Annotated in this window: 16 protein-coding genes and 1 riboswitch; of the genes, 1 reads left to right on the top strand and 15 read right to left on the bottom strand. The window is 37.8% G+C overall.

Annotated elements, in window-relative coordinates; all coding sequences use genetic code 11:
- The 8 genes from BUC06_RS21565 to folE form a co-directional block, all read right to left on the bottom strand.
- Positions 1 to 510, bottom strand: a complete 510-nt coding sequence (locus BUC06_RS21565) for a ferritin (RefSeq protein ID WP_073336421.1) — start codon at positions 508 to 510, stop codon at positions 1 to 3.
- Between the two features lie 126 nt (positions 511 to 636).
- Entirely contained in the window at positions 637 to 1,089 is a 453-nt protein-coding gene (locus BUC06_RS21560) for a hypothetical protein (protein WP_073336419.1), read from the bottom strand.
- A 181-nt stretch (positions 1,090 to 1,270) separates the two neighbouring features.
- On the bottom strand, positions 1,271 to 2,242 hold the full coding sequence (locus tag BUC06_RS21555) for a hypothetical protein (RefSeq protein ID WP_073336417.1): 972 nt from the start codon (positions 2,240 to 2,242) through the stop codon (positions 1,271 to 1,273).
- A gap of 139 nt (positions 2,243 to 2,381) precedes the next feature.
- Positions 2,382 to 5,036, bottom strand: coding sequence for a 4-alpha-glucanotransferase (locus tag BUC06_RS21550; RefSeq protein WP_073336415.1), 2,655 nt, complete (start codon positions 5,034 to 5,036; stop codon positions 2,382 to 2,384).
- 149 nt (positions 5,037 to 5,185) lie between these two features.
- Positions 5,186 to 6,352 carry a T9SS type A sorting domain-containing protein gene (locus BUC06_RS21545; RefSeq protein WP_073336413.1) on the bottom strand — a complete coding sequence of 389 codons (1,167 nt, stop codon included), beginning with the start codon at positions 6,350 to 6,352 and terminating at the stop codon, positions 5,186 to 5,188.
- A gap of 482 nt (positions 6,353 to 6,834) precedes the next feature.
- A complete protein-coding gene (gene cysS, locus BUC06_RS21540) occupies positions 6,835 to 8,301 on the bottom strand; it encodes a cysteine--tRNA ligase (RefSeq protein ID WP_073336411.1) in 1,467 nt (488 codons plus the stop codon).
- A gap of 130 nt (positions 8,302 to 8,431) precedes the next feature.
- Complete coding sequence (locus tag BUC06_RS21535; protein WP_073336409.1) at positions 8,432 to 8,908, bottom strand: hypothetical protein; 477 nt, start codon at positions 8,906 to 8,908, stop codon at positions 8,432 to 8,434.
- A gap of 5 nt (positions 8,909 to 8,913) precedes the next feature.
- Entirely contained in the window at positions 8,914 to 9,582 is a 669-nt protein-coding gene (gene folE / locus BUC06_RS21530; protein ID WP_034725871.1) for a GTP cyclohydrolase I FolE, read from the bottom strand.
- An 89-nt stretch (positions 9,583 to 9,671) separates the two neighbouring features.
- On the opposite strand from folE, the gene BUC06_RS21525 reads away from it, so the two are divergent.
- Positions 9,672 to 10,826: a hypothetical protein gene (locus BUC06_RS21525; protein ID WP_073336407.1), complete on the top strand. Its 1,155-nt coding sequence runs from the start codon at positions 9,672 to 9,674 to the stop codon at positions 10,824 to 10,826.
- 50 nt (positions 10,827 to 10,876) lie between these two features.
- On the opposite strand, the gene metF is transcribed toward BUC06_RS21525, so the two are convergent.
- The 7 genes from metF to BUC06_RS21490 form a co-directional block, all read right to left on the bottom strand.
- On the bottom strand, positions 10,877 to 11,836 hold the full coding sequence (gene metF / locus BUC06_RS21520) for a methylenetetrahydrofolate reductase [NAD(P)H] (protein ID WP_073336405.1): 960 nt from the start codon (positions 11,834 to 11,836) through the stop codon (positions 10,877 to 10,879).
- Positions 11,837 to 11,926: 90 nt separating this feature from the next.
- A complete protein-coding gene (gene metH, locus BUC06_RS21515; RefSeq protein WP_073336403.1) occupies positions 11,927 to 14,584 on the bottom strand; it encodes a methionine synthase in 2,658 nt (885 codons plus the stop codon).
- A 140-nt stretch (positions 14,585 to 14,724) separates the two neighbouring features.
- Positions 14,725 to 15,753, bottom strand: coding sequence for a homocysteine S-methyltransferase family protein (locus BUC06_RS21510; protein WP_073336401.1), 1,029 nt, complete (start codon positions 15,751 to 15,753; stop codon positions 14,725 to 14,727).
- Entirely contained in the window at positions 15,743 to 16,114 is a 372-nt protein-coding gene (locus tag BUC06_RS21505; protein ID WP_073336399.1) for a four helix bundle protein, read from the bottom strand. The genes BUC06_RS21510 and BUC06_RS21505 overlap by 11 nt, the downstream gene beginning before the upstream one ends.
- A gap of 30 nt (positions 16,115 to 16,144) precedes the next feature.
- Entirely contained in the window at positions 16,145 to 17,305 is a 1,161-nt protein-coding gene (locus BUC06_RS21500; RefSeq protein ID WP_073336397.1) for an O-succinylhomoserine sulfhydrylase, read from the bottom strand.
- Between the two features lie 130 nt (positions 17,306 to 17,435).
- A complete protein-coding gene (locus tag BUC06_RS21495; protein ID WP_073336395.1) occupies positions 17,436 to 18,974 on the bottom strand; it encodes an ACT domain-containing protein in 1,539 nt (512 codons plus the stop codon).
- Between the two features lie 61 nt (positions 18,975 to 19,035).
- Entirely contained in the window at positions 19,036 to 19,974 is a 939-nt protein-coding gene (locus tag BUC06_RS21490) for an alpha/beta fold hydrolase (protein ID WP_073336393.1), read from the bottom strand.
- Between the two features lie 61 nt (positions 19,975 to 20,035).
- Positions 20,036 to 20,142, bottom strand: a riboswitch (SAM riboswitch).
- Positions 20,143 to 20,258 lie beyond the last annotated feature (116 nt).

The following is a 20,258-nucleotide window of genomic DNA, read 5'->3' as shown; positions in this document are numbered from 1 at the left end:
TTAAGCTTTTGTTGCCGGTACAAATACTCTTTGAGATAATTCCTGATCAAAAAGATAGAGTGCAGATGGATTATCGCAAACCATCTTGATTTTTGTCACATACTGTGAAGCGCTAGCCTCTTCTTCTACCTGTTCGTTGATGAACCACTGCATAAAAGATGTTGTTGCAAAATCACCTTCATCATTAGCGTTTTTTACAATATTAAAGATACTTCTTGTTACCTTTTTTTCATGCTCCAATGCTTTTTCAAAAATATCAGTAGCATTTTCAAACTCGTGTGGAGGTTTTGCAATTTCTCCGATGATGATCTCTCCGCCTACATCATTTAAAAAATCAAACATTTTATCCGCATGCATCAATTCTTCTTTGCTCTGAACTCTGAAATAATTTGCAATACCATCAAGGTCTTTTCCTGAAAACCAGGCTGACATAGAAAGGTAATATTGTGCTGCATATTGTTCGTGAGCTATCTGTTCGTTAATTAACGTTGCAATTTTTTCGCTGATCATAAGTATAAATTTGTAGTCAAAAATAAGGAATAAAAGCCCGAAATCAAAAGTTTTAATGAAAATTAATACAAAAAGGACGGGTATTTCCCCGTCCTTCCCACATTAAAAAATAAAAATTATGAACACTTAATTGGCTGCAGGAGCTGCAGTATTCATAGGCTTCTTCATCATCTTTCTATCCTTCATCGCTGTCTTTCTCTGCTCCATCTTCGCTTTTCTATCGGCCTGCCATTTATCATACTGATCCGGAGTCAGAATCTTCTTCATATCCGCATCCATCTGAGCTCTCTTAGCTTTCATATCCTCCATTTTGGCCTGTCTGGCGTCCTTGTTCTTATCAAAGTCAGCTTTCATTTCAGATTTTCTCTTTTCATGAAGCGCTTTGATCTGAGCTACCTGAGACGGGTTCAGGTTAAGATCTTTCTGCATCTGATCCATATGCTCCTGATGCTTTTGCTCCATTTTTTGATGCATCTCTGCTCTTTTTGCCTGCTTGTCCTGTGGAGTTGTCGTGGTCTGTTGAGCCATTGCAAAACCTCCTATTCCAATAAATGCTATTGCTAAAACTAATTTTTTCATCTTAAAAAATATTTAATTAATTGTTATATACCTTTTTGATTCATAGTTAAAAGATAAGTTAAATCAGGATATTCATAAAAAATGTTAAATTTCAATACCAAAATCACAAAATAGAAAACAAAAAAGGACAGATCCTAAAATCTGCCCTTCACACCACTTAAATATAATATATGAAAATTATTTATTTGCTTACTAATCTGTTTCTGAAACCTCCTCCATTATTATTCTGAGGACTGGAAGTTGAATTTTCAGATCGGAAACCACCATTGCTTCCTCTAAAACCTCCGTTGTTATTTTCTCTTCTTGGAGCACTTTCTCTTTTTACCTCACCGCTTCCTCTGAAACCTCCATTATTTCCAAATCCACCTCTGGTTCCGCTATTTTCAGAGCTTCCTCTGAAACCACCGTTATTTCTTCCTCCATTGTTTTCGCTACGGAAACCTCCTGTATTTTCAGATCTTCGGTCATTACCAGCCTGATTTCTGAAACCTCCCGAATTACTGCCGTCTCTTACCGGTCCTCTGAAACCATTATTTGCTCTATCGTTGGTTCGGATCACATTAAAGGTTGGATTGTCCATTCTTCGAAATCTTGATCTGTCTACTCTGTATATATTGATATTAACATTTCGGTATCTCGGCATTACCGCATATCTGGGCGCATAATAGGTTCTTCTGTAATTCTGGAAGTAAGCGATCGGGCTTGCTCCCCGGTAATAATTGTTTTGGAAAACGACAAATACCCTTGGTCCTAAAATTCTTTCCAGTGCGTAGAATCGGTCATAATACCATCTATCCGGATTATATCTATAAAAATTATCCCAGGTGGAGAAACTTACATATAAATTATTCAGACTCATGATCTGATCCATCTGCCAGCGGTTCAGCCTGTTTTCTCTGAAAAAGACATTCCAGTTGATATTGGTAATACTGTTTCTGTAGTCATTATAATATCCCTGATAATAATCGCTAGGATAATAGTCCTGAGGATAGTTGTAATAATAATCGTCCGGGAAATAGTTTCTATCGTCCTCATCGGTATAACTTCCTCCGTTCTGATAATATCCGTCATCTCCCCATCCGTTATTTGGATACTGCTGGGCGGAAGACAAAGCTGCCAGCACCAGAGCTAATCCCAAAAATATTTTTTTCATCTCTATAGTCGTTAATTGGTTAATATATAGTAGAATATCTTTATTCTATCTTTTGGATATCAATAAAAAAAAGAAGTTAAATCCTAAGATCAAACTTCTTTTAAATTATAGTTAACCAATTGATAATCAATTGTTAAATTTATGCTCTTCCACTATCTTTTATCCAGTAGGAAATCTTTTGATTGAAAGTCTTCTTTCCTTTCAGGTCCTCAAGCTTCAGATGCATCCTGTATCGCCAGTAATGAGGGAAAACCGCAGGATTATTAATCCTTTCATTATCCGTATTCGGATTGGTAAGTTCAGGATCAGTAGCCATAAATTCCTGGATCGGAAAAATGGCCAGCATCGCATCATTATAAAGATGTTGTTTCATGATAATTTCAGCCAGATGAGAATCCATTTCGTCAGGAGCTTTTCCATACTGAACAAGCTGCTGGTTAAAGTATTTCTGTGTCAAAGCCGGATCTTCTTTCCACCACTGTCTCAGTGTAGAGCTGTCATGGGAAGAAGCTGTCACCACATTCATATAATCAGCATTTTTGGGATTATAAAACGGAATATTATCTGATGGCATACGTTGTACTTTCAGAGCTATAATTGCCAGTTCGTCCATCGCAACCGGTACACATGCAGGAACCATTCCCAGGTCTTCACCACAGATCAGCATTTTTGTGGCATTCAGAATAACCGGAAGTTTTTCCATCGCTTTTTCGTACCACAAATGATCCTGCCTTCTGAAGAAATAGTCGTGGTACAGGTCGTAGATTGCTTTTTGTTCCCATTCTGGCAAATATTGATAGGAATCGGTGCGGTAAACATTAAATCTTGGATGATATACTGTTTCACCGTTTCTTTCTTCAGTAAGGAACAAAACATTCGCACATAAAGAAACAAGCTTTTCTTCCAGAGCCCTTTTCGGATTCTTTTTGAAGAAATCAGTCAGCTTTCTTTGGGTATCAAATTCTTCTTTGAATGAATATGTTCCGTCATTATTCCTGTTAATAAATTCAAGGGCCTGATGGCTGTTTTCACCAAAATACTCCCAAAGAATCCTTTCATTTATATAGGGTTTACAGTAGCGGTTAAAATCAAAGGGAATATGTCTCGCTTTGAATTCTTCCAGCATGACAGGAACTGCAGGATAAAAATACCCTAAGATTCCCTGTGTAGCAGATACAGGCATTCTCCAGATTCTGAAAAAGCCTAAAATATGATCAATACGCATTGCATCAAAATACTGCTCGAGTGCTTTAAATCTGTTTTTCCACCAGCGGTAATCGTCTTCCTTCATCGCTTCCCAATTATACGTAGGAAATTCCCAGTTTTGTCCCAGTTCTGTAAACTGATCCGGTGGTGCGCCCGCCTGGAAATCCATTCCGAACAGCTCAGGTTCTGTCCATGCTTCCACAGAATACCTGTAAATACCAATCGGAAGATCACCTTTCAATGAAACCCCTAAACTGTGGATGTATTCTACAGCATCTTTCAGTTGCAGATGAAGCTGATATTGTACCCATGCATGCAGCATGGAAGCATCATAGTCTTTGCTTTTTACGGTAAAAAACTGTGAAATTTTTCCGGCTATATATTTTTTATGAGTTTTCCAGTCGTTGAAGTTGGGCGTTTTATATTTGTCACGAAGCACACAAAAAGCAGCATAGGGAACCAGCCAGTATTCATTATCCTTTATAAACTTCTTGAAGTTACGGTCTTTATAAATTTTCTCCTTTTCTGCATTGAAAACCGCTTTTAAAAACTTCCATTTCCCGGCAATTACTTTTTCATAATCAATCAGATCCAGAGTATTTAATGCCTCTTTCTCAGTATGATACTCAGAAACTAATTCTTTCGGTAAAGAGAAATCAAGATTTTCCAGTGAAATATATTGGGGATGCAATGCATACACAGAAACTGCTGCATAAGGATATGAATCCGTCCATGAATAATTAGCCGTTGTATCATTAATTGGCAGGATTTGAATAATTCCCAGATTCGTTTCATTCGTCCAGTCAGCAAGCTTTTTAAGATCTGAAAACTCTCCGACTCCAAAACCATTCTCGCTTCTCAACGAAAATACAGGAACCGCTACTCCGGCATCATGGTACATTTGATAGGACCTGAATTTAAAATAATGATCGGAAACAATTTGCAGAACATCTGCATGTGGATTAGCGAGCGTAAATCTGTTTTCACCCGTCTCTACGTCAATCACACGTCCTTCTTTTTTATCGTAGATACAATACTTATATTGAATAAATTCGTTCTCAGGAATCTCAACAGATGCTTCCCAGATTCCAAAATCAGTATGAGAAAGATGAATCGCTTTTTTATAATTCCAGTTTCCTAAAGAAGCTGTACTTCCAAACAATACAATTGTCCAGTCCGGATTGTAAACTGGCGCTTCAATCCTGAATAAATGGGTATGCTTTTTTAAAACTACTGCCTTTTCTGGAACAAACTGATTGAGCTTGTTATAAAGAATCTTATTGTTTAAATAATTCTCGGGAAAATTCTTATTATTCCATTCATCGAAAATAATAAACTCCTTATAGTTATGAGGAAAATTAAGATGATGCAGGACAAACTCTTCTCTCTGAACGTTTCCTTTTTCGTCCGTAAGCTGATATTTGTATGAAATTGATTTTGAGAAATAATCTACCTCACATTTCCAAATGCCGTTTTCTGCATAAAATAGGGTATGAGTCTGGACCGCAGTACCTTTATCATCTACAATCAATAGCTGCAGATTTTGTCCGGCCTTTGCATTATATCCTACATTAAAGTATAATTTCATCTATATTTTTTTATAAAAATACATTTTAATATCGAAAAATAAAACTTATTCAAGATCAAATAATCATTAAAAAACCTTTCCAAAATAGGTTGAAAAGGTTTTTTATTTTCATGGATTCGAAATAAATTCCGATCCAGAACTGAAACGTTTTATTCTGTAACTAAAATTTTCTTGTTTAAAAGAATCTTACCTGATTCCTCTACAACGCTCACAATATATGCTCCGCTCACAAGATTTTTCAGATCAACTTGCTGGTTAAGTGAACCGCCTTTTACAGACAGACTCTGTTTCAATACATTTTTGCCGGAAATATCAAAAACAGTAAGGCTGAGATTTCCTTTTACTGCTTTATCATTGACACTAATGTTGATTAAATGCTCATCTACTCTTGTAGGATAGATATCTATTGCAGATGATGTATTGACTGAAGCAGTTCTTTCGTTAGCAAAATACTTACTGGCCAAATCATAGATATGAGGTTTTTCATTACCTGGAAGAGATTTTGCCTGAAGTGTAGCCAAATCAACTTCATACAGGTTGTCCCCTTTGGCACTGGTAATGACTACTTTTCCTTTGGCATTGACTGCTGAACCATTGACTGAATAATTCTCAGGAATACCGGAAATCTTACCTACAAATTTTGCTTTTAAATCTTTTGCAATGATTTTAAAAACATTTCCTGAGGCCGAAAAGACATAAAAATTATTTTCTGCATCTCCAATCATATCACCTCCGAAGCCTGTTTCCATAGCTGTAAATGAATTCTTTCCGTTCGAAGCATCATCTTTAATAATTCCGAGATCGCTCACCATATACTGGCCTCCTTTTTTACTGATTTGCAAAAGTTGCGTACCCGCATTGTTAAGAGCATAAATATTACCGTCATATCCTGCCGTCATTCTCGTGATATGCGAGTTGACATCACAGGACGTTACTTTTGATACGGCATTGTCCACCAATGTAATCTCTTTTGTCTTCGCATTTAAAATATAAATATTGGACGAAAACATAGGCATATAGACGAGGTTGTTGTTCAATGGATCATAAGCCAGAGCTGCCATTGTAACCGCCTGCGAATGGCTATAGGAGTTTTTATCTTCCACAATACTCCCTTTTCTTTCCTGAGAGAACACCTTTACCGCAGTATCAGCAGAGAATATCTTTTCTCCTGAAGTACCGTTCGCCGCATCCATCACACGGAAATCACTGAAAATAATGCTGGAAGTATCTTTTCCTGCAATCGCAAATAAATCCTGCTGTGCCTGAGCATTGGCGCTTATCGCAAGCAAAAAAAGAGGGAATAAATGTTTTTTCATAGTATATAGAATTTAGATTCGTAATGATTTTAGTATGACTAAGTTACATAATTTCTCTATTGAATCATAAAAAAACTGCAGCATTCACATAATATTTACACTCATTTAATGTAAACATTGGTATTATGATATTTTATTTTTTCTAAAACATAAATAGCACAATTTTTTTCACAAATTCCACTATTGAAAGACTATACTATTCGTACTAACCGTGAAAGAATTTCTGGAATTCGTGTGTTTAAACGCAAAGGTTGATTAATTCAACTGTATATTCAATGAAGTAAAGATTGCCGGCTCCACCACCGTGAGTAAGTTTTCCGTATTAGATATGCTCTATCTGCGAGAGACGGACAAGATGATAGGAAATCACTAAAATATGAGCATAAAAAAACTCCCGCAGATCACACAGATTACAACAGATTGATATGATATTATCTGGAGAATCGAAGTGAGCTGCGGGAGCTGTATTATTTATTTTTAGGTTAATTCAGAACGTAACTTGTTCCGTCTCTTCCATCTTTTAATTCAATACCTTCAGCAAGCAGTTTATCTCTGATCTGATCTGAAAGGTCAAAGTTTTTTGATTTTCTCGCCTGATTTCTAAGCTCAATCAAAACCTTTAAAGTCTGATCAAGTTTCTCATTATTATTCTCTTCTATATTCTGAAGTCCTAAAACATCAAATACCAATGCATTCAATGTCGATTTTAAATCTTCAAGATTTTCAGAAGAAATGGTCTCTTTCTCGTCTTTTAAAGCGAAAATATATTTTACGGCTTCAAATAAATGGGCAATCAGAACCGGAGAGTTGAAATCATCTGTCAAGGCATCGTAACATTTGTTTTTCCACTCTTTAAGATCAAATCCAGACTGTTTTTCGTTATCAGGAGCAATAGAGTTCAATACTTTGATCGCTTCCATTAATCTGATAAATCCTTTTTCACTGGCAATCATCGCGTCATTGGAGATATCCAGCACACTTCTGTAATGTGCCTGAAGGAAGCAGAAACGCACGATCGTAGGATGGAAAGGTTTCTCAAAGAAGTCGTTTTCTCCAGTCACTAACTGCATCGGAAGAATGTAGTTCCCTGTAGATTTACTCATACGCTGGGAGTTCATCGTCAACATATTGGCGTGCATCCAGTAATTAACCGGAGCCGTATCATTGCAAGCTTTTCCCTGGGCAATTTCACATTCATGGTGTGGGAATTTCAAATCCATTCCGCCACCGTGGATATCAAATTTCTCACCTAAATATTTCGTACTCATGGCAGTACACTCCAGGTGCCATCCCGGAAAACCTTCGCCCCAAGGGGAGTTCCATCTCATAATGTGAGCAGGCGATGCTTTTTTCCATAAGGCAAAATCCTGTGGATTTTTCTTTTCACCCTGTCCGTCAAGATCACGGGTATTGGCAAAAAGCTCTTCGATATTACGTTTTGAAAGCTCACCATAATTCAGACCTCTCCTATTGTATTCCAGAACATCGAAATACACAGAACCATTGCTTTCATAAGCGAAACCTCTTTCGATAAGCTTTTGTGTTAACTCGATCTGCTCTACAATATGACCAGTGGCTGTAGGTTCAATATTGGGAGGAAGGAGGTTGAACATTTCCAATACTTTATGAAAATCCACCGTATATTTCTGTACAATTTCCATAGGTTCAAGCTTCTCCAGACGGGTTTGTTTAACGAATCTGTCGTTCTCAACATTTCCATCGTCTGTAAGGTGGCCCGCATCGGTAATGTTTCTCACATATCTTACTTTATACCCTAAATGAATCAGGGAACGGTAGATAAAATCAAAGGAAAGAAAGGTTCTTACATTTCCCAAATGCACATTGCTGTACACGGTAGGTCCGCAGACATACATTCCGATATTTCCTTCTAAAATGGGTTTAAATATTTCTTTTTCTGCTGTAAGCGAATTGTATATTTTTAATAGCATCGTTTTGTTTTTTTGATGTAATGATTTTAAGTTTAGTTTTAGAATTTATTAAAGGGCTGAAGCCGTTTAACGAAAGCATTGACAGCAGCAACAAATAATGGTTGTTACAAAAATCTTATCCGAAACTTTTTTAAATTTTATCATTACTTATATTTAACACATTAGATTTTGAACTTCCAATGTCATCCCTTAAAATTAAGATATTTTTATAAAACTCTGTCAGTACCCGATTTCCTCCAATAAAAGAATAATCAGTTTTAGTATTGATAAGAGCTATTAATTCTTTTTCAAATCTATGTAAATTTCCAAATTCTTCTTCAAGATCCGCTAAATTTAATGGATAACCTGGACTCAAATTTACTTTTTCTAAGTTTTTTCTCCGAAAAATTTTAATTAATAAATCATAAATTTCAATATCCCGGATTTCAACCTTCTCAATTTCATCTTCAAAATTATAGGTAATGGAAACATGATCCTTTATCTGAGAGAAAATTTCAATGATATTTTTTTCATTTTTTATCGTAATTACACCTTCGTAATACAATATGTCATGATGATATCTTTCAGAAAGTAATCTGATATTCTTCTTTATGATCTGATTAATCATGTATCTTAATAATCCAGTTTAGCATGACTTCCCACATAATGCAGGAATTCCTGTCTGGTAATAGGATTGGTTCTGAAAATACCACTCAATTCTGCCGTGATGGTAGAACTTGCGGTATCTTTTATCCCTCTGCAGTTGACGCATAAATGTTTTGCATCAATAATACAGGCCACATCTTTTGTACCCAATGCTTCTTTCAAAGCATCTACGATCTGCATGGTCAGTCTTTCCTGAACCTGCGGTCTTTTTGCATAGTAATCCACAATCCTGTTGATCTTGGAAAGGCCAATCACTTCGCCGTTTGAAATATAGGCTACGTGGGCTCTTCCGATAATCGGCAGAAAGTGGTGTTCACAGAATGAATATACAGTAATATCTTTTTCCACCAACATCTGGCGGTATTTGTATTTATTGGAAAACGTAGAAATTCCCGGTTTGTTTTCAGGAAGAAGTCCTCCAAAAATTTCATTCACATACATTTTGGCAACACGCTTCGGTGAATCCTTCAAAGAATCATCCGTCATATCCATCCCCAGTGTTTCCATAATCTCACCAAAAAGTTCGGTGATTTTTTCTATTTTTTCCTGTGGCGATTTATCAAATGCATCTTTCCTAATAGGCGTATGTTCTTTTCCAGTGAAAATATCATCGTCGTTATCGGTAAAATCAACCATTTTTATTTAATTTGCAACAAAAATACGGATAAAATCTGTTCATCGATTTCTATTTGAACGAAAAACATTGTCCATTCTCAACTTAGCCTATGATTATTGTCGAAGAAGTACAGAAAGAAACCCAGAAAGAGAAATTTTTAGAATTTCCCGCCCAACTTTACCAGCGCGACAAAAACTATATCAGACCCCGAAATCAGGACATTGAAGAAATCTTTGATCCTGAAAAAAATAAATCTTTCGAGGATGGAGAATGTACACGGTTTTTATTTAAAAACAAACAGAATGAGACGGTAGGAAAAGTGGCTGTTTTTATCTCTGGTCTTTATGAACAGAAACAGCCTACCGGAGGAATTGGATTCTTTGACTGCATTAATGATCAGCAAACCGCCGATTTTATTTTCGACCATTGTAAAATGTGGCTTCAGCAAAGAGGAATGGAAGCAATGGACGGCCCGATCAATTTTGGGGAACGGGATAAATTCTGGGGACTCTTAACGGAAGGTTTTGCGGAACCGCTGTTTGGAATGAACTACAATTTCCCTTACTACAAAGAGCTTTTTGAGAACTATGGCTTCAGGATGTATTTTGAGCAACTTTGTTTTTCACGGCCTATTTTCGCTGATGTTTCCCGGATTTTTACGCTCATGCATACCAAACACAGCCGAAATCCCGCGATTTCAGCAAGACCGATGAAAAAGAATGATCTTCCAAAATTCGCGAAAGATTTTACCGAAATTTATAATCAGGCCTGGGCTGCCCATGGCGAAGGCAAGCGGCTGGAGGAAGCAAAGGTTCTGAAAATGTTTAAAACCATGAAACCTATTATCAATGAGCATATTTCCTGGTTCGTGTATGAAAATGAAAAACCTATTGCCATGTGGATGAATCTTCCAGATGTGAACCAATGGTTCAAATACCTGAACGGCCGGTTTGGAATTGTGGAAAAGCTCAAATTTTTGTGGATCAAACAATTCACCAAGAATGAAAAAATGGTAGGGCTTGTTTTTGGGGTGGTTCCGGAATGGCAAAAGAAAGGGATTGATGGGTACATGATCTGGGAAGGGACTCAACATCTTAGAAAACATACAGATTTCAAAACAACGGAACTCCAGTGGATCGGAGATTTCAATCCTAAAATGATAAAAATAGCAGAGAGTCTTGATACTACTGTTACCAGAAAACTTGCTACCTACCGGTATTTATTTGACCGCGATCAAGAATTTGAAAGACATCCTATTCTTTAAATAAAAAACCCTGCCGTTGAACAGCAGGGCTCCTTTCATTAAATACTCTATTAGAATAGCTCTCCGGCTACTTTTTTAATATTATCGCTTTTCCCCATGGAGTAAAAGTGCAGTACAGGAACTCCGAAATCAAGCAGTTCTCTGCATTGGGTAATGGCCCATTCTATTCCGATCTGTTTTACCGCTTCATTGTTTTTGGCTTTTTCCACTTCATTGATCAGTTCTTCAGGAAGATCGATCTTGAATATCTGTGGCAGAATTTTTAAATGTTTTTTTGTAGCAATAGGTTTAATTCCCGGGATAATCGGTACGGTAATTCCCATTTCTCTGGCTTTGGTCACAAATTCAATAAATCTTTTATTGTCAAAAAACATCTGGGTAACGATATAATCTGCTCCGGCATCTACTTTTTGTTTCAACCATTTCAGATCATAATTCATAGAGGGGGCTTCCATATGTTTTTCAGGGTAACCTGCCACTCCTACACAAAACTTATTGAGTTCATCACAGGCTTTCTCATCATTGTGAAGGTATTTCCCTCTTCCTAAATCATTGATCTGATGGACAAGATCCATGGCGCTGGCATGGCCTCCCGGTGTAGGCTCGAAATATTGATGCCCTTTCATGGCATCACCTCTCAAAGCCATGATGTTATCTATTCCCAGATACATACAGTCTACGAGAAGGTATTCTGTTTCTTCTTTGGTAAAACCTCCGCACAGAAGATGGGGAACGGTATCTACGTTATATTTATGCTGGATCGCAGCACAAATCCCCAAGGTTCCGGGACGCATTCTTGTGATACGGCGCTCCATGAGGCCATTGCCTTTATCAAGGTAAATATACTCTTCTCTGGAAGTGGTAACATCAATAAATGGAGGTTTAAACTCCATCAGCGGATCGATGTTGGTGTACAGATCTTCGATTCCAATTCCCTTCTGGGGCGGAACCACTTCCAGGGAGAATAAGGTCTTCCCGTTTGCGTTCTTAATGTGTTCAGTGATCTTCATTTTATAGTTTAGTTATTTTTTGTTGATGGTTGCCAGCTGACGAGCTGTTGGTTCCCGGTAGAATGACCTGAACCAATCTGTCGTCAACTTTTAAGCTAGATTCGGAGATAACCACCTTCTTGCTTCGTCTATGGAACATCCTCTTCTTTTCGCATAATCCTGAAGCTGATCTTCGGTAATTTTTCCAAGACCAAAATATTTGGCATGCGGACTTCCGAAATAATATCCGGAAACGGCTGCTGTAGGAAACATGGCAAGACTTTCGGTGAGGAAAACTCCTGTATTTTCTTCTACTTTTAAAAGATCCCAGATGGTTTTCTTTTCCAGATGATCCGGACAGGCAGGATAACCAGGCGCAGGACGAACTCCTTTATATTTTTCTGCGATCAAATCTTCATTGCTCAGGCTTTCCTGATTGGCATAGCCCCAATATTCTGTTCTTACTTTTTTATGTAAAAATTCCGCGTAGGCTTCTGCGAATCTGTCTGCAAGAGCTTTTACCATGATGGCATTATAGTCGTCGTTGGCTTTTTCATATTCATCCGAAAGTTCATCGGTTCCAAATCCGGTACAGACACAAAAAGCCCCAACATAATCCGTTTTCCCTGAACTCTGTGGTGCTATAAAATCACTTAATGCCAGATATTCTTTCCCTTTAGAGCGTTGTGCCTGTTGTCTTAAGGTTAGAAACCTAGCCTGCTCTTCATTATTTTCATTAAAGATTAAGATATCATCGGTCTCATTTGAATTGGCTTTGAAAATCCCGAAGATGGCTTTTGCCTTGAGTAATTTTTCATCAAGAATTCTCTTTAAAATAACCTGTGCATCTTTAAACAATTCTTTAGCCTGAACGCCCACCACCTCATCTTCGAGAATATCCGGATATTTACCATGAAGATCCCAGCTTCTGAAAAACGGAGACCAGTCGATAAAAGGAAGCAATTCATTCAAATCCTGATCTTCCAGTACGGTTACTCCTAAATTATTCGGTGTAAAGATCTCCTCATTTTCCCAGTCGATACTGAAATGACTTTTTCTGGCTTCTTCAATGGAAACATAATCTTTATCTACCTGTCTGTTCAGGAACTTCTCACGGAAATCAGAGTATTCATCTTTCAGCTCTGATACATATTCTTTGTTTCGGTCTCCAAGCAATGAGCTCACTACATTCACTGCTCTGGAAGCGTCATTCACATGAACAACCGCATTTTTATATTTTAAATCGATTTTCACAGCGGTATGTGCTTTTGAAGTTGTAGCACCACCGATTAATAAAGGAAAATTGAGATTTTGTCTTTCCAATTCGGAAGCGATGTATACCATTTCATCGAGACTTGGTGTGATCAGTCCGCTTAATCCGATCACATCAACCTTATGATCTATAGCAGCCTGAATAATTTTTTCAGCTGGAACCATTACTCCAAGGTCAACGATTTCATAATTATTACAACCCAAAACAACACTCACAATATTTTTACCAATGTCATGAACATCACCTTTTACCGTCGCCATCAGAATTTTTCCGTTGGCTGGTCTTGAACCGTCTTTCTGAGCCTCAATAAAAGGTTGAAGATAGGCTACTGCTTTTTTCATTACCCTTGCAGATTTTACCACCTGTGGAAGGAACATTTTTCCGCTTCCGAAGAGGTCTCCCACAACCCCCATTCCGGTCATCAGGTTAATTTCAATAACATGTAAAGGTTTTTCAGCAATCTGTCTGGCTTCTTCTACATCTTCTTCTATAAAACGGTCGATCCCTTTTACCAGAGAATGGGTAATTCTTTCCTGCAGAGGCCTGGTTCGCCATTCAAGTTCTTCTACGATCTCTTTTTTAACCGATTTATTCTTTTCAGAATAATCCAAAAGTCTTTCTGTAGCATCTTCTCTTTTATCGAGAATGACATCTTCTACAAGCTCTAATAATTCTTTATTAATTTCGTCATAAACTTCCAGCATTGCAGGATTCACGATTCCAATGTTCATTCCTGCCTGAATGGCATGATAAAGAAATACCGAGTGCATTGCTTCTCTCACGGTATCATTTCCACGGAACGAGAACGAGACATTACTTACACCACCACTTACGGAAGCGTAAGGAAGATTCTGTCTAACCCATCTTGTTGCTTCAATGAAGTCGATGGCATTTCTTCTGTGCTCATCCATTCCCGTTGCCACCGGGAAAATATTCAGGTCAAAAATGATATCTTCTGCCGGAAAACCCACCTGGTTAACCAAAATATCATACGACCGTTTTGAAATTTCAAGTCTTCGATCATAATTGTCTGCCTGACCTTCTTCATCGAAAGCCATTACGATCACTGCGGCTCCATATCTTTTGACCGCTTTAGCCTGTTTGATGAATTCTTCTTCACCGCCTTTTAAACTGATAGAATTCACCACACATTTACCTTGTGCGACCTGCAGTCCTGCTTCCAGGATCTCCCATTTGGAAGAGTCTATCATCACCGGAATTCTTGCAATATCCGGTTCTGAGGCTATTAAATTCAGGAATTTGATCATCGACGCTTTTCCGTCGATCAGTCCGTCATCAAAATTGACATCAAGGATCTGTGCACCTCCATCTACCTGATTTCTGGCAATATCAAGTGCTTCAGAGAATTTTTCCTCTTTTATCAGTCTTAAAAACTTTTTGGACCCGGCAACATTAGTCCTTTCACCAACGTTGATGAAATTACTTTCCGGTGTTATGATAAGAGGCTCAAGGCCTGATAATCTTAAATATTTCATTAATTTTTTATTCTGCTAAATTATAATAGGCACTGTCCGCATTCGGTCTCTGCAGATCTCTAGCTCTGCCTAAAGTGGTAAACAGCGGAAACTTTTTATAAGCCAGCTTCTATTCTTGTTTTAATTTAAAAACGGCCTGATCAAACAAATTCTTTTGCTTTTCTTGGCGGATATTGCGCCACCAAATCTGAAATTGCTTTTATATGATCCGGCGTCGTACCACAGCATCCGCCAATAATATTGATCAGTTTTTTCTCAACATATTCCTTAATCTGTCTTGCCATATCTTCCGGTGTCTCATCATATTTCCCGAAAGCATTCGGAAGTCCGGCATTCGGATAAGCAGAAATATAAAAGTCAGAATTATGAGCCAAAGTTTCCAGATAAGGGGTAAGCTGATCTGCACCTAAAGCACAGTTAAATCCTACACTCAATAAGTTAAGGTGTGAAACTGATATCAGGAAAGCTTCTGCGGTCTGCCCGCTCAATGTTCTTCCTGAAGCATCAGTAATTGTTCCGGAAACCATGATCGGAATTTTTATATTCCTTTCTTCCTGAAGCTCATCAATGGCAAACAATGCTGCCTTAGCATTCAGGGTGTCAAAAATAGTTTCTACCAAAAGGATATCTGAACCTCCATCCAGCAAAGCTTCACACTGTTGTTTGTATGCTACTCTTAATTCTTCAAAGGTGATGGCTCTGTATCCCGGATCATTAACGTCGGGACTTAAGCTTGCTGTTCTGTTGGTGGGTCCAATGGAACCTGCTACAAATCTTGGTTTATCAGGATTTTGGGCGGTAAATTCATCACAGACTTTTCTGGCAATTTTCGCTGATTCATAATTCAGTTCATAGACCAGCTCTTCCATGTGGTAATCTGCCATGGCAATGGTAGTTCCTGAAAACGTATTGGTTTCAATAATGTCTGCCCCGGCTTCGAGGTACTTTCTATGCACTTCTTCAATGGCCTGAGGCTGGGTCAGAGAAAGCAGGTCATTATTTCCTTTTACGGAATGTTCCCAGTCTTTGAAACGTTCTCCGCGATAATCTTCCTCCTCGAACTTATATCTCTGAAGCATAGTTCCCATAGCGCCGTCCAGAACGAGAATTCTCTTTTCCAGCTGAGCATTAAGAGATAAAAGTTGAGCGTCTTGTCTGCTATTTTTCATGTTCTATTTTCTTATAATGATTGATAAATCCGCTGATAAGCTTTTTACATAAAAGTATTTTTGAGGTTACTTTCTCAAAATCCTTTTTAGAGATTTCGTTCTGACCTAAGGACAAACAAAGCTGTGTTTCAAGTTCGTACAAAGATCCTCCGGCAATATGCAGAAACTGGAGCGGATCTTTTGAAATCCGGGTTCCGCATCCTTCGGCCATATTCAATGGAACTGAAGTCACTGCTCTTCTGATCAGGCTGGTAAAATCAGATAATTCTTTCCTAAGATTCTTTTTGGTGAAACTGTCTAGTAGTACAACCAATTTCCTTCCTTCATTCCAAACCTCCAACTGTGTATAATCTCTGCTCATATGTATCAACTTTCAACGATTAATTCTCAACTAATCTAAAGCCTGCTTCAGGTCAGCAATAATATCATCTATATGTTCCAGACCTACCGAACAACGCACAAGCCCTGCCGTAATTCCGACTTCATTTCTTTCTTCTTCAGTCAGTTTTGAATGCGTGGTTGATGCAGGATGTGTTACGATAGTCCTTGTATCTCCCAAATTGGCAGAAAGCGAACACATTTTTATTTTATCCAGGAAATTTCTTCCGCCTTCTATTCCTCCTTTGATTTCAAATGCGACAATATTACCTCCCAATTTCATCTGCTTTTTCGCTACTTCATAACTTGGGTGAGATTTTAAAAATGGATATTTAGTGAATTCTACATTGGGATGGCTCTCTAAAAACTCTGCGACCTTTAATGCATTCTCACAATGCTTTTCTACACGGATAGCCAATGTCTCCAGACTTTTCGACAATACCCAGGCATTGAAAGGTGACATTGCAGGTCCGGTATTTCTTGCAAAAAGATAAATCTCCCTGATCAGATCAGCTTTTCCTACGGCTACACCACCCAATACTCTGCCCTGTCCATCAATAAGTTTCGTTGCAGAATGAACAACAACATCTGCACCATATTTAATAGGCTGTTGAAGATAAGGCGTTGCAAAACAGTTATCTACAATAAAAATAAGATTATGTTTTTTTGCAATTTTTCCAAAAAATTCAAGATCCAGAATTTCAATAGCCGGATTGGTAGGCGTTTCAAGGTATAAGATCTTGGTATTGGGTTTAATGTATTGTTCAACATTGTTAGCATCTTCCGCTTTGAAATAGGTCGTTTCAATATTCCATTTCGGGAAATACTTCGTAAATAAAGTATGGGTAGATCCGAAAACTGACTGACAGCTTACGATATGATCTCCCGCATCCAGTAAAGTGGCAAATGTGGAATAAATAGCTGCCATTCCTGTTGCAAATGCATATCCTGCTTCTGCCCCTTCCATTGTAACGATCTTATCTGTGAATTCAGTCACATTGGGATTGGAAAAACGGCTGTAAAGGTTTTTAGATTTTTCTTCAGCAAAGCTCGCTCTCATATCTTCTGCATCCTGAAAAATAAAACTGGACGTAAGATATAGCGGTGTAGAATGTTCATCAAACTGGGTTCTTTCAGTTTGGGTTCTTATGGCGGAGGTTTCAAAATTTTCCATATAGTTTATATAAAATGTACCAATATATCAGTATACCAATCTACCAATGAGATTCTCTATGAGTTTAGAATGACCGTTGTAGTACTATTTATTGGTAAACTGTTACATTGATACATTGTTAAATTATCTTTTATTTAGTTTCACTTACTCTTAAAATATCACCGAAAACACCTCTTGCGGTCACCTGAGCGCCGGCACCGGCTCCCATGATCACAATCGGGTTTTCTCCATAACTTTCTGTATAAATCTCAAAAATGGAATCCGAACCTTTAAGCTGGCCTAAAGCAGAACTTCCCGGTACAGAAACCAATTTTACGTCAAGCTGTCCTTTGTCTTTCTGAAGGTCTCCATGAAGATCTCCTACATAGCGAAGTACATGTCCCGGCTCCTGCCCTTCTTTTATTTTCTGGTATTCTTCATCCAGTTCATCAAGTCTTGAGATAAATTCATTTTTATCTACAGAGAGAAGATTTTCCGGTATTAAATTCTGGATATCAATATCCTGGAATTCATTGATCAGGTCTAACTCTCTAGCAAGGATCAGAAGCTTTCTGGCGACATCATTTCCTGACAGGTCTTCACGAGGATCAGGTTCCGTATATCCTTTTTCCATGGCTTCTCCGATGATGGTTGAAAACTTATCGTTTCTCACAGAGAAATTATTAAAGATATAGCTCAATGAACCGGAGAATACTCCTTTGATCCGGGTGATGTTTTCACCTGAAAGGTGCAATAGTTTTATGGTATCGATTAATGGAAGACCTGCTCCTACATTAGTTTCATAAAGATAGCGTCTGTTATTTTTACTCAACGTATATCTTAGTTTACGGTATTCCTCGATGGGAAGTGTATTAAAAATTTTATTGGAAGAAACCAGATCAAAACCGTTTTCAGCAAGGGCGTGATAGTTTTTCACAAAATCTTTACTCGCAGTATTGTCAACAACGATAAGGTTTTCCAGCTGATTTTCTTTTGAGAAGCTGATCAGCTCTTCAACATTGGATGGATGTTGCGCTGTTAAAACCTCATCATTCCAATCTGCATTAAAGCCTTTTTTATTGAAAGCAATTTTTCTTGAATTGGCTACTGCCACTACCTTAAGGTCTATTTTTTTACGTCTTCTGATTTCTTCTGAAGACCGCAATACCTGTTCTATTAAAGTTTTTCCCACGTTTCCATGACCGATAATTGCCAAATGAACGGTTTTAGGCTTATTGAAAATTTCAGATTCAATAACATTCTTCGTTTTTTCATCCTGTGAGGAGGTCACTACAATATTGACTCTGTTTTCTCCTGCAACCTGGTTTAAAAGAAGAGGGAAAACATTATTTCTGGCCAGTTCTGCCAAAACTTTATTGAAATCTTCCGCTACAAATCCAAGTACGGAAACATTATTAATGCTATAGATCTGTGAAACCTTTCCTGATTTTCTTTCTGCTTCAAATTCATCAATCAGACAGGCAACCGCTTTTTCTGCATCTGCCTCATTGACCAGAATAGAAAGTCCGTTTTCAATAGCCTGCTGGGAAATTACCCCTACACTGATTCGCGCTAAGGTAAGCGCCTTAAAAATCCTTCCGTCGATCCCGATTTCACCTAAGAAATCTTCTCCTTCAAATTTGATGATTGATCTGTTTTTTAAAAACTTAATCTCTTTCGCATTTTTCATCTGTTTCTAATTTTTTGTTTGTCATTTGTCAGATAAAACTTCGCTTCCGCGCCATTTCATTCTACAAAATATTATTTATGATATTATTTAATTGTTCGTATTCCATTAAGAAGGCATCATGGCCATGAATAGACTGTATCTCATGATAGAAAACATCTTTCTTTTTCGCCTTCAGCTTTTCAAAGCACATTCGAATTTCTGAGGCAGGAAAGAATAAATCTGTATCTACAGCGATCAGGTGCATTCGTGCTCCGATTTTTTCCAGTTGATCTTCGTGGGTATTAATATTCATCAGCAAATGATTCATCAGCTTATAAGACTCTAAACTAAATCTATCGTTTAATGAATTACCGTGATAGACAAGCCAGTCTTCTGACTCTAGCCGCTGATTTCCCTGATGATATCTGTTTTGAAATCTGTCATTTAAAGACTGGGGAGTTCTGTAACACAGCATAGCGTGAATCCTTGCTTTCTGCAGAGGTTCGTCATTTCCGTTCAGCAAAAATTTCTGAACCAGACACTGTGCGTGAAGCCAGTCATGCGTTTTAAAATCGCAGGCAATGGGGATGAATATCTCTGCGAGGTGTGGCTGTCTGGAAAGCATTTCCCAGGCAATTCCTCCTCCGAGAGAGCCTCCAATAATGGCATATATGTTTTTGATATGTAAAGCTTCGAGCCCTTTCAAAAATATTTGAGCAATATCTGAAAGGGTGAAGTCTTCGTATTCGTCAATTAAAAAATGATCATATCCGTTTCCGGGGATATTGAAACAGAGAACGGTGTATTTATTCGTATCGATCACCTGATTTGCACCAATCAATTGTTTCCACCATCCTTTTTCTCCGGAAACATTTGAATTTCCTGTTAAAGCATGATTAACCAATATAAGAGGTGCGGTAAACAGGTCTTTCCCGAAGATCTGATAAGTCAACGGGATATGGTATTCCTTTTGGGAATAATTCTGATACGAAAGATGTATATAGTTTAGTTCTGTTTTCAATTCTATTATTATTTTAATACAATTGAAAATGCCACAGGAAATGGCTGAAAAGAACTTCAGTAAGTTATCTGTCCAAAATAAATTGGTAGAACGTAGCACCTTCTTTGCTTGCACAAAGGGTTGCTAAGGTTTCATAGGGTCTAATCCCTCAACCTTTCTTGATAACATTTTCAATATTTGAATGAACGCTCTGCAAAGATAAGTCTTTTCTTTTTAATTTTTCAAAAAAAATATTTAATATTAAAAAAGCCTGTAATAATAAGTGTTTCAAGGCTATGTTAAGA

It is taken from the genome of Chryseobacterium carnipullorum, assembly GCF_900142785.1.
Taxonomy (GTDB): Bacteria; Bacteroidota; Bacteroidia; order Flavobacteriales; family Weeksellaceae; genus Chryseobacterium; species Chryseobacterium carnipullorum.
Note: the sequence above shows the minus strand (reverse complement) of the source record. Positions and strands in the feature narration are given on the sequence as shown.